Annotated in this window: 13 protein-coding genes and 1 pseudogene; 9 read left to right on the top strand and 5 right to left on the bottom strand. The window is 63.8% G+C overall.

The window, feature by feature from the left end; all coding sequences use genetic code 11:
* Positions 1-31 precede the first annotated feature (31 nt).
* The 4 genes from NKH80_RS08725 to denD all read left to right on the top strand — a co-directional run bounded on the left by NKH80_RS08725 (position 32) and on the right by denD (position 3,061).
* Entirely contained in the window at positions 32-718 is a 687-nt protein-coding gene (locus tag NKH80_RS08725) for a GNAT family N-acetyltransferase (protein ID WP_352702812.1), read from the top strand.
* A gap of 111 nt (positions 719-829) precedes the next feature.
* Positions 830-1,813: a cation diffusion facilitator family transporter gene (locus NKH80_RS08720; RefSeq protein WP_352702813.1), complete on the top strand. Its 984-nt coding sequence runs from the start codon at positions 830-832 to the stop codon at positions 1,811-1,813.
* Between the two features lie 62 nt (positions 1,814-1,875).
* Positions 1,876-2,082, top strand: a complete 207-nt coding sequence (locus NKH80_RS08715) for a hypothetical protein (protein WP_254816978.1) — start codon at positions 1,876-1,878, stop codon at positions 2,080-2,082.
* A 1-nt stretch (position 2,083) separates the two neighbouring features.
* A complete protein-coding gene (denD, locus tag NKH80_RS08710) occupies positions 2,084-3,061 on the top strand; it encodes a D-erythronate dehydrogenase (protein WP_352702815.1) in 978 nt (325 codons plus the stop codon).
* Positions 3,062-3,086: 25 nt separating this feature from the next.
* On the opposite strand, the gene NKH80_RS08705 is transcribed toward denD, so the two are convergent.
* From NKH80_RS08705 to NKH80_RS08690, 4 genes are all read right to left on the bottom strand, one after another.
* Entirely contained in the window at positions 3,087-4,241 is a 1,155-nt protein-coding gene (locus NKH80_RS08705; protein WP_352506400.1) for a nickel/cobalt transporter, read from the bottom strand.
* A complete protein-coding gene (locus NKH80_RS08700; protein ID WP_254816980.1) occupies positions 4,238-4,906 on the bottom strand; it encodes a DUF1007 family protein in 669 nt (222 codons plus the stop codon). The genes NKH80_RS08705 and NKH80_RS08700 overlap by 4 nt, the downstream gene beginning before the upstream one ends.
* Before the next feature lie 86 nt (positions 4,907-4,992).
* Positions 4,993-5,892, bottom strand: a complete 900-nt coding sequence (locus tag NKH80_RS08695; protein ID WP_352688077.1) for a LysR family transcriptional regulator — start codon at positions 5,890-5,892, stop codon at positions 4,993-4,995.
* Between the two features lies 1 nt (position 5,893).
* Positions 5,894-7,093, bottom strand: coding sequence for an amidase (locus NKH80_RS08690; protein WP_352506313.1), 1,200 nt, complete (start codon positions 7,091-7,093; stop codon positions 5,894-5,896).
* A 564-nt stretch (positions 7,094-7,657) separates the two neighbouring features.
* Between NKH80_RS08690 and odc2 the strand changes: the two genes are divergently transcribed.
* Together odc2 and NKH80_RS08680 are read left to right on the top strand one after the other, a co-directional pair.
* On the top strand, positions 7,658-8,791 hold the full coding sequence (gene odc2, locus NKH80_RS08685) for an ornithine/lysine decarboxylase (RefSeq protein ID WP_352506312.1): 1,134 nt from the start codon (positions 7,658-7,660) through the stop codon (positions 8,789-8,791).
* A gap of 265 nt (positions 8,792-9,056) precedes the next feature.
* Entirely contained in the window at positions 9,057-9,620 is a 564-nt protein-coding gene (locus NKH80_RS08680) for a GNAT family N-acetyltransferase (protein WP_352702960.1), read from the top strand.
* A 60-nt stretch (positions 9,621-9,680) separates the two neighbouring features.
* Here NKH80_RS08680 and NKH80_RS08675 read toward each other — a convergent pair whose 3' ends face one another.
* Positions 9,681-9,965, bottom strand: a complete 285-nt coding sequence (locus NKH80_RS08675; RefSeq protein ID WP_352478267.1) for an SCP2 sterol-binding domain-containing protein — start codon at positions 9,963-9,965, stop codon at positions 9,681-9,683.
* A 342-nt stretch (positions 9,966-10,307) separates the two neighbouring features.
* On the opposite strand from NKH80_RS08675, the gene NKH80_RS08670 reads away from it, so the two are divergent.
* From NKH80_RS08670 to NKH80_RS08660, 3 genes and pseudogenes are all read left to right on the top strand, one after another.
* Positions 10,308-12,041 carry a chloride channel protein gene (locus NKH80_RS08670; RefSeq protein WP_352990946.1) on the top strand — a complete coding sequence of 578 codons (1,734 nt, stop codon included), beginning with the start codon at positions 10,308-10,310 and terminating at the stop codon, positions 12,039-12,041.
* Positions 12,042-12,190: 149 nt separating this feature from the next.
* The gene (locus NKH80_RS08665) at positions 12,191-12,610 is read left to right on the top strand and encodes a DOPA 4,5-dioxygenase family protein (RefSeq protein WP_352702823.1); all 420 of its coding nucleotides are present in this window, start codon (positions 12,191-12,193) and stop codon (positions 12,608-12,610) included.
* A gap of 302 nt (positions 12,611-12,912) precedes the next feature.
* Positions 12,913-13,994: pseudogene (locus NKH80_RS08660) on the top strand (aminopeptidase).
* The last annotated feature ends 305 nt before the right edge of the window (positions 13,995-14,299 follow it).

The raw sequence follows: 14,299 nt of genomic DNA, 5'->3' as shown, positions 1-14,299 counted from the left end.
GCCCGAAAAAGTCAACGGATCGGAGCTTCGCGTGTCGGAAAATCTCAAGAACTGGCAACCGCGCCCGCGGCCGGAACGCAAGGTGCTGGAGGGACGAACTGTCAGGCTTGAGCCGCTTAACGCTGAAAAGCACGGCGACGGCTTGTTTGAAGCATCTTCGGTGCCCGACATAGATGGCCGCTTCGCCTGGCTGCCCGACTACCCGCCGCAGACCCGTGCCGCCTTCCAGCCCTGGCTGGACAAAGCCGAAGCCAGCGAGGACCCGCTGTTCTTCACAGTCATCGACAAGGCCAGCGGCAAGGTTGCCGGGCGCCAGACGCTGATGCGCATCGACGCCGCCTACGGCGTCATCGAGATCGGCAACATCTATTGGGGCCCGTTGATCTCGCGAAAGCCGGCGGCGACGGAAGCGCAGTTCCTGTTCATGAAGTATGTCTTCGACGAGCTTGGCTATCGCCGCTACGAATGGAAATGCAACAATCGCAACGAGCCGTCGAAGCGCGCGGCGGAACGTTTCGGCTTCAAGTTCGAGGGCATTTTCCGTCAGCATCTTGTGGTCAAGGGCGAAAACCGCGATACCGCGTGGTACTCGATCATCGACAAGGAGTGGCCGGCATTGCGCAGAGCCTATGAGGCATGGCTCGATCCGGCCAATTTCGAGGGCGACGGCCAGCAGAAGCGGCGGCTCGAGGATTTTCGCGCTGAGTTCGGCGCCTGACCATGACCCCGAAAAGTGGACGCCGGTTTTCGGATAAGATCATGGTCAAACATGAAGACAGAGCCTTCCCGAGTCTGCCGGGATGGATCAGGCTCTAGCGGGAGCTCAAAGATGGCCCATACCCACGACCATGCTGCGCAGGGCCACGACCACAGCCATGGCGCAGGTCATGTGCACGGCTCGACCGACAAGAAGCGCGTGCTGATCGCTGCTTGCTTGACCGCCGGCTTCATGGTTGCGGAGACGCTGGGCGCCATCTTCACCGGCTCATTGGCGCTGCTGGCGGATGCCGGCCATATGCTTGCCGATTGCGTCGCGCTCGGCCTTGCCTGGTATGCCTTTCATCTTGCGAGCCGGCCGGCGACCGTGCGCCTCACCTACGGTTTCGGCCGGGTCAAGACGCTGGTCGCCTACACCAACGGCATCGCCATCTTCGCCATTGCGCTGTGGATCGTCTACGAGGCTTGGGGCCGCTTGCTAGCGCCGGCTCCGGTGCTCGGCGGGCCGATGCTGGTCGTCGCGATCGCCGGCCTGCTGGTCAATCTCGGCTCGTTCTACGTGCTGCACGGCGGCGACCGCGGCAGCCTGAATATGCGCGGCGCCATTTTGCATGTGCTGGGCGATCTGCTCGGCTCGGCGGCGGCGATCGTCGCGGCGCTGGTGATCCTGGCGACGGGCTGGACACCTATCGATCCGATCCTGTCGGTCCTGGTCTCGCTGCTGATCCTGTCCACGGCCTGGTCGCTGATGCGCGAGGCTGCCCACGTCCTGCTCGAAGGCGTGCCTGCAAGCCTCGACCGCGACCTGATCGCGAGGGACATCGAAGGTTCGATCAAGGGCGTGCGCGAGGTACATCACATGCATGTCTGGTCGCTCGACGGCTCCAGCAACATGGCGACGTTGCATGCCTGCCTCAATGACGGCGTCGACGCGCATATGGCGGTAAGCGCGATCAAGAAGCGGCTTGCGGCGGAACATGGCATAGCCCATGCCACGGTCGAACCGGAATTCGGTCAATGTGCAGACAGACATGAATATGATGACGAGCACGAGCATGCGCATGACACGGCAGCGCACCGCGGCCATTATCACTGACTTCGGGAGTTCTGGGCATTGGCAACGATCGACATGAACTCTCGCCGCCCTGGTGCCGCGTGATGGACCGCGACACTCGCAATGCGGCGATCGGCGCCGCCTGGGTTTTGCTGCTGTTCGGCATCGCAGCCTATAATCTTCCAACAGTGATGCTGGCGGTCGGCAAGATCTCGACGGTTCTTGCCGGCGTCGTCGCGGCGATCTTCATGGTGGCAATCTTCGTCGTGTTCTGGCTGCGTAGCCGCAGCCAGCGCAAAAAGGGAAAGTGACATGCGCATTCTGATTACCGGCGCGGCAGGCATGGTCGGCCGCAAACTCATCGCCAGGTTGGCCAAGGACGGGGCGCTCGGCGGCCGCAAGATCGCCGCGCTCGATCTTCACGATATCGTGCCGCCGCAAGCACCGGTGCTCGAAGGTGTCAGCATTACCCCCCACACCGGCGACCTTGCCGCGCCGGGCGCGACGACAAATCTGGTCGCGCTGCGCCCCGACGTGATCTTTCATCTCGCCGGCGTGGTGTCGGGCGAGGCGGAGGCCAATTTCGATCTCGGCTACCGCGTCAATCTCGACGGCACAAGGGCGCTGTTCGATGCCATAAGGCTGGCGGGGTTTGCGCCGCGCGTCGTCTTCACCTCGTCGATCGCCGTGTTCGGCGCACCGTTTCCCGACGTCATTCCGGACGAGTTCCACCCGACGCCGCTGACCTCCTACGGCACGCAGAAGCTGATCGGCGAGGCGCTGCTTGCCGACTATACGCGCCGCGGTTTCTTCGACGGCATCGGCATCAGGCTGCCGACCATCTGCGTCAGGCCGGGAAAGCCGAACAAGGCGGCCTCGGGCTTCTTCTCCGGCATCATCCGCGAGCCGCTGAGCGGCCATGAAGCGATCCTGCCGGTGCCGCGCTCGGTCATCCATACACACGCCAGCCCGCGTTCGGCGGTGAATTTCCTGATCCATGCGGCTCAGATCGACGGTGCCGCCGTCGGACCGCGCCGCAACCTGACGATGCCGGGCGTCGCCGTCAGCGTCGGCGAGCAGATCGAAGCGCTGGAGCGTGTCGCCGGCGCCAAGGCGGTGAAACTGATCCGCGAGGAGCCCGACGAGACGATCTGGGCTATCGTCAAGGGCTGGCCGACACGCTTCGAGGCGCAGCGCTCGAGGGACCTTGGCTTTGCCGCCGAGACGAGCTTCGACGAGATCATACGCGTCCATATCGAGGACGAGTTGGGCGGCAATATCCCTAGTTAAAGCGCTCCGATCGGACGCAACGAGGTCAGGCGCCGGTCAGGCTGGCCGAGAGCAGCAGCAGGCCGAACAGGAAGACGAAGGCGGCGCCGCCGATCTCGACGAAGGAATGGATGCGGTTGCCCATGCGGCCGTCGCCGGCGAAATACACCGCCCAGTTCTTGGCGGTCACCGCAAGCGTTGCCAGGGCCGAGACGGTGATTGCGGTGCCGAGGGCCATGGCCAGCACCGACAGGATGCCGCCGAACCATAGCCCGTTCAGCAAGGCGAAGCTCAGCACGATCAGCGCGCCGGAGCAGGGGCGGATGCCGACGGCAGCGACAGCCGACCAGGCCGTGCGCCAATCGAAGCGATCGCCGGAAAGCAGCGCCGGGTCGGGCGCATGCGAGTGGCCGCAGGTCTCGCAGACCTCGCCCGCCGCATGGCTGTGGTGATCGTGCGCAGCATGGGCGTGGTCGTGTGCGCCGTGGTCATGATGGTCGTGCGCATGGTCGTGATCGTCATGCGCATGAAGCGCGTGGGAATGTGCCGCATGGGCATGCGCGGAATGTGAATGGCCGGCATGTGAATGGCCGGCATGGGCAGCCGAGAGGCTGTAGCCGGGGCTTGCGCCGAACAGGCGAAGGATGGCCGGGCCGGCCTTGCGCCAAAGCAGCCAGGCGCCGAACAGGGTGACGAAGACATAGCTCATGATTTCGAGGAACCATGCGGCGTCGGTCATCGATATCGCGGTGCCGCGCAACACGAAATAGGCGAGCAGCATCACCACGATCGCGGTCAGCGCCTGCAGCAGGGCCGAGACGAAGGACAGCATGATGCCGCGCTTGAGCGCCACCTCATTGGCCACCATGTAGGACGAGATCACCGCCTTGCCGTGACCGGGGCCGGCGGCGTGGAAAATGCCATAGGCAAAGGACAGGCCGATGAGCAGCCACAGCCTGCTGCCATCCTGGCGCATCGCCTTCATCGCGCCGGCAAGCGCATGATAGAATTCCTGCTGGCGCAGATTGATCCACATCAGGATGTGGGCGAACGGGCCGGTGGCGGTTGGAGCCATGCCGTCATTGGTGCCGATGCCCAGCGAACTCTGGGCGTGGGCGGAGCCGAGAAAGTGCGTCATCACAAAGGCGGCGGCCAGAAGACCGAATGCCAAACGCAGGGACGGTTTCGCCACTGGATCTATCCTTCCGGCTGACAGGTCAGTTCGAGCTTGGTGGCAAAGATCTTGCTCATGTCGGTACCTGTCGGATCGTTGAAGAAGGCCTCGGTCAGGGTCTTCTGGTTTTCGGCGATCGCCTCGTCCGGGTTGGGGCGGACAACCTTGCTGGTGCAGGCCGGCGGCAAGCCATCGACCTGCAGATTGGCATCCTCGGTGAAATCGATCGCGGTGTAGAAGGTCGGATCGTAGACGCCGATATCGATCTTGCCGCTAAGTTTGATCGGCACCTTCGGTTCGGATTCAAACAGGATGATCAGCTGGTCATTATCGAAATTGGCCATCAGATGCGGCGGCGGGGTCATTGCCACGTCCTTGCCGTCGACGGTGACGAGCTGGAAGTAGTTGAATTCGGCAAGCGAGGCATGGACGGTGTCGGCAACATCCTTCAGCTCCTTGTCGTCGAGCTTCAGGTCGGAATTCTTGTCGAACTCCATCATCACCGTGCTCGAAAACAAATCGTCGAACCGCCAGACATGGCGCAATGCCTTCACAGTTTGGTGATCCGGGCCCAGGACCACTTCGAGGCGGGCTTCGGCGAAGACGTGGGGATGCACCTCAGCCGGTCCGACGGCGGCAAACGTCGCGGTCAAGGCCGAAGCCAGCATGATGGCTTGCTGTTTCAGGTGCATTCTCGGTCGCGATTCAATCGGCTTCGGTGAATTGCCGACAGTTACCAGAAAGGGGGCGAAAATGGGACCGCAAGGCGGCTGAAAGCTCATGCGTTGTCCAGCGCCTTGAACCACTGCACCAGGAAGTCGACGAAAACGCGAACTTTCGCAGGCAGATAGCGCCGGTGCGGATAGACGGCGAAAATGCCGCCACCAGGCAGGATGCGGTCATCCAGCGCAGTCACCAGCTTGCCGCTTTCGATGTCGGGCGCGGCGATGAAATCCGGCAGGATGGAAAACCCCAAGCCCGCCACGGCCGCCGCCCTTGCCGTCATCGGGCTGTTGACCTCCATCGGGCCGGAGACCGAAACGCTCACCGTATCGCCACTGTCGCCCTTGAAAGGCCAGTTGGTCAGCCAGCGGCCATTGGTGTCGATAATGCAAGGCACACGCGCAAGATCCTGCGGCCTGACCGGCATGCCGTGCTTGGCGATCAGCTCGGGAGACGCGCAAAGCCGCACCGAAAACGGCGCCAGGCGCCTGGCGATCAACGAGGAATTTTCCAGCCGCGAAATGCGCACCGCCAGATCGAAGCCCTCCTCGACCAGATCGACGAAACGGTCGTCGAGTTGAACGTCGAGTACGATATCGGGATGCTGCTTGGCGAAGTCGATCAGCGACTGGCCGATCGGCGCGTCGGCGAAAGTGCGCGGCGCCGATAGCTTGATCCTGCCGCGCACGTCGCCGGAGGATTCGCGCACCGCATCGGCAAGGCTGTCGACCTCGCGCACGATCTCCGAGGCGCGCCGGTAATAGGTGTGGCCCGCCTCGGTCAGGGAGAACTGCCTGGTGGTCCGGTTGAGCAGCAGCGCGCCGAGTTCGTCCTCCAGTTCGCGCACATATTTCGACAGCAGCGCCTTCGAGCGGCCGATCTTGCGCGCCGCCGCCGAAAAGCCTTCGGCCTCGACCACGTCGATGAAGGCGCGCATGCGGGTCAGCGTATCCATGTCATGCGCCTCCTTGGTGGGCTGAAAGGATGCGGGCGGCCAGCGCAATCAACTGCCGGTCGCTGTTCTTCGGACCGAGCAGCGAAAGCCCGAACGGCGCCCCGCCGACCTTGCCGAGCGGCAGCGTGATCTGCGGAAAGCCGGACAGGCCGGAAAGACACAGCAATCTCAGCGCGCGCTCGCGATAGGCCTGCAAATCGTCGAATGACGCGGCCTTGAGCGGCGCGGCACCCGGCGCGGTCGGCAGCACAAGAACGCCGTCATCGCCAAGCAGGCCGGCAAGCGCGAGGCGAAACGAAACGCGACGTTCCGTTTCACGTTGTGCGGTTGCCGCGTCGATGGTCGCGCCGTGCTCGAAACGCTCCTTGACACCGGGTCCCAGCATGCGGTCGCCGCCGGCGATCCAGGCGCCGTGACTTTGCCAGGCTTCATAGCCTTGCAGCTTACGGAAGCACCAATAGAGATCGTCGGTGGAATGCGACAGCGGGCCGACGGTGCGCGGTGCGCCCAGTACGGACGCGACACTGCGGATCATCGAGCGATATTCCGCGGCCTCCAGCGTGCCGAGCACGAGGCCGTCTAGTGCATCGAGAGCGATGGGGCGCCTCAGTTCGTGGCGATGCGGATCGTCGCCGAGCAGCAGCGTGCCGACCTTTTCGTAGATGACGATGTCGCTTGCGAACCAGCCGAACGTGTCCAGCGAAGGCGCCAGCGGCATGGCGCCGTCGAGCGAGATGCGGCCATGCGTCGTCCTGAGGCCGATCAGGCCGCAGAAGCTTGCCGGCGCACGGATCGAGCCGCCGGTGTCCGATCCGGTTGCAATGTCGGCAAGCCTGCCGGCAACTGCCGCGGCAGAACCGGAGGACGAGCCGCCGGTGACGCGGTCGGGTGCTGCCGGGTTGACCGGCGACGGGAAATGCGCGTTCAGCCCAAGCAGGGAAAATGCGAGTTCGTCGGTCTGCGTCTTGCCGACGAAGCGCGCGCCCGAATCAAGCAGCGCCTGGACGGCCGGCGCGGTCGCCATGGCCGGTGAAGCGTCCCGGTACTTCTGCGGGTTGCCGCAGCCGGTGCGGTAGCCGGCGACGTCGAAGATGTCCTTGACGGCCAGCCGCAAGCCGGCAAGCGGGCCGGATTGCGCATTGGCTACAGGGATTGGATCAAGGTCGAGAAAAGCGTTCAGCGGGCCGCGAGTGCCTGTCATGCGTTCGATATCCGGAATGTGCTTGCCGCAGCATTTTTCTTCTGGTTGCCGCAGCATTGTTCGATGCCACAAATTTTACAACCTGCCATACGATTTTTATTGATTGTGAAATCTTTCGATCTTATATCGCGCTTGCCCAAAGTCGCACGTGCCTGTGGGTGTCCGCCGATCCTCGAATGGTGAGGGCAATCGGTAAGGTAACTGGAGCCAACCCCTCCAGTCGGTTTAGCGGCCAACCGCCAACCGAGGACACCTTGAAGCAACGACGGTGCGGGCCTTTCTGGTGTTCTGCCGGTCGTCCAAAGACCGGGGTTACTGAAGAGGCACACCTTCATTGCCGGCAGTGCGGACGGGTCTCCCATCCAAGCCAAGGCAGACAAAGCGAACCGAGGCCGGGCAAGGCCAAGGTTCACCGCCGCGAGACGGCGCTTCATGGTTCCGGGGTCTCCACCGGCTGGTTCCATGGATTTGACGTCCCGCCTTTGTCCACCGCGTGTTCGCGAGGCCGAGGGCCCGCGTCCGCAAGCCTTTGTGCGCGCCGAAAGGCGCTGATGGAGAGACCCGATGGCTACCCAGCGCATCCTTGACTTTCTCGCCACCCGACGTCCGAACGGCCCGTGCCTCGTCGTCGATCTCGATGTCGTGCGCGACAATTTCCGCGCCTTCGAGAAGGCGCTTCCCGATTCCAAGATCTACTATGCGGTGAAAGCAAATCCGGCGCCGGAAATCCTGCGCCTGCTTGCTGCGATGGGCTCGTCCTTCGACACCGCTTCCGTTGCCGAAGTCGAGATGGCGATGGACGCCGGTGCGCCGGCGGACCGCATCTCCTTCGGCAACACCATCAAGAAGGAGCGCGACATCCAGCGCGCCTACCAGCTCGGCATCCGGCTGTTTGCGGTGGACTGCGTCGAGGAAGTCGAGAAGATCGCACGCGCTGCTCCCGGCGCCCGTGTGTTCTGCCGCGTCCTGACCGACGGCGAGGGCGCCGAATGGCCGCTGTCGCGCAAGTTCGGCTGTGTGCCGGCGATGGCGGTCGACGTGCTGCGCCATGCCAAGGCGCTCGGCCTCGACGCCCATGGCGTGTCGTTCCATGTCGGCTCGCAGCAGACCGACCTGACTGCCTGGGATCGCGCGCTGGCCGATGCCAAGAAGGTGTTCGCGACGCTGGCCGACGAAGGCATCGTGCTGAAGATGGTCAATATGGGCGGCGGCTTCCCGACCCGCTATCTCAGGGATGTGCCGGTGGCGCAGGCCTATGGCCAGGCGATCTTCTCGGCGCTCAGGAAGCATTTCGGCAACGCCATCCCCGAGACGATCATCGAGCCGGGCCGCGGCATGGTCGGCAATGCCGGAGTGATCAAATCGGAGGTCGTGCTGATCTCGAAGAAGGCCGACAACGACAATGTGCGCTGGGTGTTCCTCGACATCGGCAAGTTCGGCGGTCTCGCCGAGACGATGGACGAGGCGATCCGCTATCCGATCGTCACCGCGCATGACGGCAGCGAGACCGCGCCTTGCGTGCTCGCCGGCCCGACCTGCGATTCGGCCGACGTGATGTACGAAAAGACGCCGTATCCGCTGCCCTTGTCGCTGACCATCGGCGACGAGGTGCTGATCGAGGGCACCGGCGCCTACACGACTACCTACGCCTCGGTCGCCTTCAACGGCTTCGAGCCTCTCCGATCCTACGTGATCTGAAGGCTTCGGCCCTCAGATCACCCCGAGGTGGGCGCCTGTCGCCCGCCCCGGGTTCGCCTGTGGAACAGATCTCCGCTCGTGAAGGATCGCGGAAATGGACATTGTAGATTTCATTGTTGAAGGCGCCGCGGGAATCTCCCCCCTTGAGCGGGAGATGGCCACGAAGTGGCCAGAGGGGGTCGCCGCGCGTGAAGCGCCGACGTTCTTCGTCCACGATAGGGTGTCGCGTCAGGACGTGCCGACCCCCTCTGTCGCTTGCGGCGACATCTCCCCCTCAAGGGGGGAGATAACCGGCGCTTTTGCGATCGTCGCCGAAACTGCGGCAGATATTGCATCGCGCGAGGCTTTGCTCGATCGCGCCATGGGGCCGAAGCGCCGGAAGAAGTCGTCGGAAAAGCTGCGGCGCGGCCGCCGGCCGTCGGAGGGCCTGGCCTTTGTCGCGCGCGACGCGTCGGGCACTGTTGCCGGCACGGTACGGCTGTGGGACGTGGTGCTGGGCGAAGGCGGCAAGGCAGCGTTGCTGCTCGGCCCGCTTGCGGTCGACCCGGCGCTGAAAAATGCCGGCATTGGCTCGGCGCTGATGCACCACGCGGTCGCTGAGGCCGCGCGCCTTGGCCATGCGGCGATCCTGTTGGTCGGCGACGCGCCCTACTACGAGCGCTTCGGGTTCTCGGCCGAAAAGACCGGCTCGCTGGCCATGCCTGGACCTTACGAACGGCACCGCTTGCTGGCGCTGGAACTGGTGGAAGGCGCGCTCGACGGCGCGCAAGGCACGCTGAAGGCGGCCGGGCGCAAGCTGAAGGCACAGCGGCTGCCGCTCGCTGCGTGACGGATCAGAAACAAGCCGCCCATTGCACGGCGGCTTGTTTTCATTCCGGACCGGAGTGGATCAGCCGATCAGCTGGCTGAGCGCCATGGCGACGCTCATGTCGCCTTCGACCTTTATCTTACCGGACATGAAAGCCATGGTCGGGTTGAGATCGCCTGAGATCAGCGAGTCCAAATCGTCGAGCGACAGCTTTATCGTGCAATCGGCCGGCGCATCGGTGGTCGAGACATCGGCGCCGTCGATGACGATGACGCCGTCGCTGCCGGTGTCGAATTTCACGGAACGGTCGAACCCGGCGCTCGCCACGCGCGCGCTGATCTTGTCGGCAATCTCCTGAACGCCCATGGCGGTTCTCCTCGTCTCGTTGCGTTTGTCGCACATTGGCACTTCGATCCGGGACACTTCGATCTGGCCGAAGTCGCCGTCTTGCGCATTTCGCGATCACGGTCGCCGGCGCATATAGCTTCGGGTTGACGTTTACGTCAACGCGGCTCCCCGAGATGAAGATGGGGTTTATCGCCGCAGCATCACGCGGGCATGACACCTTGGGGGCGCTCATGTTGTCATGCGATGCCGCCGGGCGTATCAGGCACCACTCCCCCTTGGATATCGGCGAGCCGCCCGGTGCTTTCCAGAAACGAACCGCCCAGAAACGAACCGCAAGTCTATGCCCGCCGGTTGCGCGCGGTGCTGATCAGATCTATCCCGCTGCTCGAGGCACGTGGCATTGCCGTGGTCATTCTGGCGGCCCTGGTCGGGATGATGGCGGGTGCGCTGGTCACCGGCATGAGCGGACTGGTGCAGGTCCTGCATGGGCTCATGTTCGGCGTTCAGCCCGGCGGTCGGCTTTCGGCGATGTTTTCGCTGCAAAGGCCGGAGCAGGCGCTGATACCGGCGATCGGCGGCATCCTGCTCGGGCTGACGGTGATCTGGCTGAGAAAGCGGAAGTTCCGCACGCCGGTCGATCCGATCGAAGCCAATGCAATTTACGGCGGCCGCATGTCGCTGACCGACACTTTCATCATCGCCGGGCAGACGATGATCTCGAGCGGCTTCGGCGCTTCGGTCGGGCTCGAGGCCGGCTATACGCAGGTGGGTTCGGGCCTGGCGTCGCGGCTGGCGCGCTTGTTCAGGCTGCGCCGCAACGATGTTCGCATCCTGGTCGGCTGCGGTGCCGCCGGCGCGATCGCCGCCGCTTTCGACGCGCCGCTGACCGGCGCCTTCTACGGGTTCGAGCTGGTCATCGGCATCTACTCGGTCGCCAATGTCGCACCGGTAATGGCCGCCGCGATCTCAGCCTCGCTGACCGCCGAGGTGTTCGGCGGCGTGCCATTTCCGCTGGAACTCGCCGGTCTGCCGGCGCTCACCGTCAGCCAGTATTTGCCGTTCATGCTGCTCGGGCTTCTGGGCGGCGGCGCTTCCATCGCCATCATGCATCTGGTGAGCATGATCGAGCGCGTCTTTGCGCGGCTGTCGATCGACGCCTCGCTGCGCCCAGCCATCGGCGGCGTGATGGTCGGGCTGCTGGGGCTGGTCACGCCACAGGTCCTGTCCAGCGGCCATGGCGCGCTGCACCGCGAATTCGCGATGAATTACGGGCTGGCCGTGGTGGCCAGCGTCTTCGTGCTGAAGCTGGCGGCGTCGGCGATCTCGCTCGGCTCCGGCTTCCGCGGCGGCCTGTTCTTTGCCTCGCTGTTCCTCGGCGCGCTGCTCGGCAAGATGTTTGCCGGCGCTATGGCATTCGTCTCGCCGGCGACCGGCATCGACCCGGCCGTCGCCGCCGTCGTCGGCATGACCTCGCTCGCCGTAGGCGTCGTCGGCGGCCCGTTGACGATGACCTTCCTGGCGCTGGAATCGACCCGTGACCTGACGCTGACCGGCGTGGTGCTGGCGTCCTCGCTCATGGCGGCGATCCTGGTGCGCGAAACTTTCGGCTATTCCTTCTCGACATGGCGTTTTCATCTGCGCGGCGAAACCATCCGCAGCGCGCATGATGTCGGCTGGATGCGCAGCCTGACTGTCGGCTCGATGATGCGAAAGGATGTCCGCACCATCGACGCCTCGACGACGCTTGCGGAATTCCGCAAGCAGGTGCCGCTCGGTGCCTCGCAGCGCGTCATCGCGGTCGACGCCGACCTGCATTATGTCGGTGTGCTGATCGTCGCCGAATTGCACAGCCATTTGTCGGACGACGAGATGCCGGTGCTGTCCTTCGTCAAGTTCAAGGACGCGGTGCTGGTGCCGAGCATGAACGTGCAATCGGCCGCCGAGACTTTTCAGCGCGCCGGCGCCGAGGAATTGGCGGTGGTCGAGGATTTCACCGACCGCAAGGTGGTCGGGCTGCTGACCGAAGGCCATCTGATGCGGCGCTATGCCGAGGAACTCGACAAGGCGCGGCGCGATCTGTCGGGCGAGGGGTAGCGAACGTGACAGGCCAAGTCTTGGTCATCGATGGTAGTGAGACGGATGTCCCGGTTATCCCCCTGTAAGAGGCGGCATCAACGCAGCCTCGACAAGGTCGACCTTCCATGCTTCGGGTCTGCCGGTTATCATCGAAGGAGAGCATCAAGGTGAACGAAGACGCCGTCAGTCCAAGGCCGCTTTCGGAAATTGTCAGCTATCACGCGCACATCTACTATGACGGGCAGGCCGAGCGGCAGCATGCCGAATGGCTGCGCCTGCGCATCGGCGAGCGTTTCCGCGTGCGCCTGGGCAACTGGCGCGACGAGCCGGTCGGCCCGCATCAGCAGGCCATGTACCAGGTCTCCTTCGCCACCGGGATTTTCGCTACGCTGGTTCCATGGCTGATGCTGAACCATGGCGGCTTGAGCATCCTCATCCACCCCAACACCACCAACCCCAAGCGCGACCATCTGGTCGACCCGATCTGGATAGGGCGGCCGTTGGGGGTGAAGGGCGAGGTGCTTGGCGAGGAGGATGAGGCGGAGGAGGCGCTGGAGGTGAATACGCAGCCGACGGTGGGGGTGTAGCAGGGCAATCGCATAGGGCAACCAAGGTCTTCGCTCTACGAGTACCCCCACCCCTAACCCCTCCCCACAAGGGGGAGGGAAACTTCTGTTGGCGCTGACCTCGGCAAATTGCATGCCCTTTCAATGCCAAGGAGGACGTAAAGGTGCGCGGCAGCGTTCCCTCCCCCTTGTGGGGAGGGTTAGGGTGGGGTCCTCCTCGCAAGAATCTCATATGCGGTTGTCGGGGCGGGCGAAGAGTGCGGTAACTTTGGGCCGGTGTCTGCTTGACGAAGATCGGTGCTCTGTTTGAGAACGGGAGCTGCATGGGGAGACAAGCAAGCGGTGGGCAAATTGTGAGGCGCGTTCTTCGAATACTGGCCGCGCTGACCATGGCGTTCGGGGTGGCCGGCTGCACAAGCATTTCCTACTACGCGCAGTCGCTGGAGGGTCATGTTCGGATCATGGCGGCGCGCAAGAATGTTGGAAGACTGATCCGCGATCCTTCGACACCTGAGGCATTGCGCAGCAAGCTGACGTCGGCGAGCGCCATAAGACAATTCGCGACAGATGAACTGGCCCTGCCTGACAACAGCAGCTACCGCAGCTACGTCGACATCCACCGGGACGCTGTGACCTGGGCCGTTTTTGCAGCGCCGCAATTCTCGCTCGCGCCGAAAACATGGTGCTTTCCGGTTTTCGGCTGCGTTCCCTACCGGGGTTACTTCTCCCGGAAATCCGCGACGGACAGCGCTGTCGCGCTTCAGAGACAGGGACTGGACGTCTACGTCACAGGCATCACCGCCTATTCCACGCTGGGCTGGTCCAGCGACCCGCTGCTCAGCACCATGCTTCGTCAGGATGACACCTATCTTGCAAGCCTTGTCTTTCATGAACTGGCCCATCAGCGCCTCTATGTGGAGGGCGATTCCGCGTTCAACGAGGCTTTCGCGGTTGCCGTCGAAACCACCGGCACAAGGAAATGGCTCCGCGCCGCCGGCGATCGGGCCGGATTGCGCCGCTACGAAGTCGCTCGCAAGCGCAACGCCGATTTCTCAAACTGGTGGCGAAAACGCGCGACGAGCTGGCCCAGATCTATGGAAGTCCCCGTACGCCGCAGCAGATGGCGGCCGCCAAGGCAACGGCGATCGACACGCTGCGGACGCGCTACCGGCACATGCGCGACAGGCGCTGGGCCGGATACCGGGGATACGACCGCTGGTTCGATACGCCGATCAACAACGCAAAGCTCGCCGCGACGTCCGTCTACGGCGAACAGGTTCCGGCATTTCTCCACTTGTTCGACCTGTGTGGCGGGGACTATCCAAGGTTCTACGCGTCTGTTCGACGCATCGCGGACAAACCGTCCCGTGCCGAAGCACTGAAGGCGGTGAATAGCTGTGAGTGACTTGAACAAGCAGCGGGCCGAAACATTCTCATCCACCTCAACACCACCAACCCCAAGCGCGACCGTCTGGTCGACCCGATCTGGATCGGGCCGGCCGCCGGGGTGAACGGCGAGGTTCTCGGCGAGGACGATGAGGCGGAAGAGGCGCTGGAGGTGAATACGGAGCCGACGCTGGGGCGTAGGGGGGCTGGGTAGCCCTTCGGTATGTGAGGTTCGGCGTCGGAAATCGCGTGTGCCTGCAGTGCAGTTCAGGCTGGCATGACCGGCCGCTTTGCGCCCAATACCAGTCACTACGACAGCGCCGT

Origin of the sequence: Mesorhizobium sp. M0904, from assembly GCF_040319475.1 — a bacterium.
GTDB lineage: Bacteria > Pseudomonadota > Alphaproteobacteria > Rhizobiales > Rhizobiaceae > Mesorhizobium.
This window is presented reverse-complemented; position numbering and strand designations above follow the sequence as displayed.

Excerpts from the sequence above, each read along its gene's own strand:
- NKH80_RS08720 (WP_352702813.1), top strand. The coding sequence starts at position 830 with ATGGCCCATACCCACGACCATGCTGCGCAGGGCCACGACCACAGCCAT.
- NKH80_RS08715 (WP_254816978.1), top strand. The coding sequence starts at position 1,876 with ATGGACCGCGACACTCGCAATGCGGCGATCGGCGCCGCCTGGGTTTTG.
- denD (WP_352702815.1), top strand. The coding sequence starts at position 2,084 with ATGCGCATTCTGATTACCGGCGCGGCAGGCATGGTCGGCCGCAAACTC.
- NKH80_RS08700 (WP_254816980.1), bottom strand. The coding sequence starts at position 4,906 with ATGCACCTGAAACAGCAAGCCATCATGCTGGCTTCGGCCTTGACCGCG.
- NKH80_RS08695 (WP_352688077.1), bottom strand. The coding sequence starts at position 5,892 with ATGGATACGCTGACCCGCATGCGCGCCTTCATCGACGTGGTCGAGGCC.
- NKH80_RS08690 (WP_352506313.1), bottom strand. The coding sequence starts at position 7,093 with ATGACAGGCACTCGCGGCCCGCTGAACGCTTTTCTCGACCTTGATCCA.
- odc2 (WP_352506312.1), top strand. The coding sequence starts at position 7,658 with ATGGCTACCCAGCGCATCCTTGACTTTCTCGCCACCCGACGTCCGAAC.
- NKH80_RS08675 (WP_352478267.1), bottom strand. The coding sequence starts at position 9,965 with ATGGGCGTTCAGGAGATTGCCGACAAGATCAGCGCGCGCGTGGCGAGC.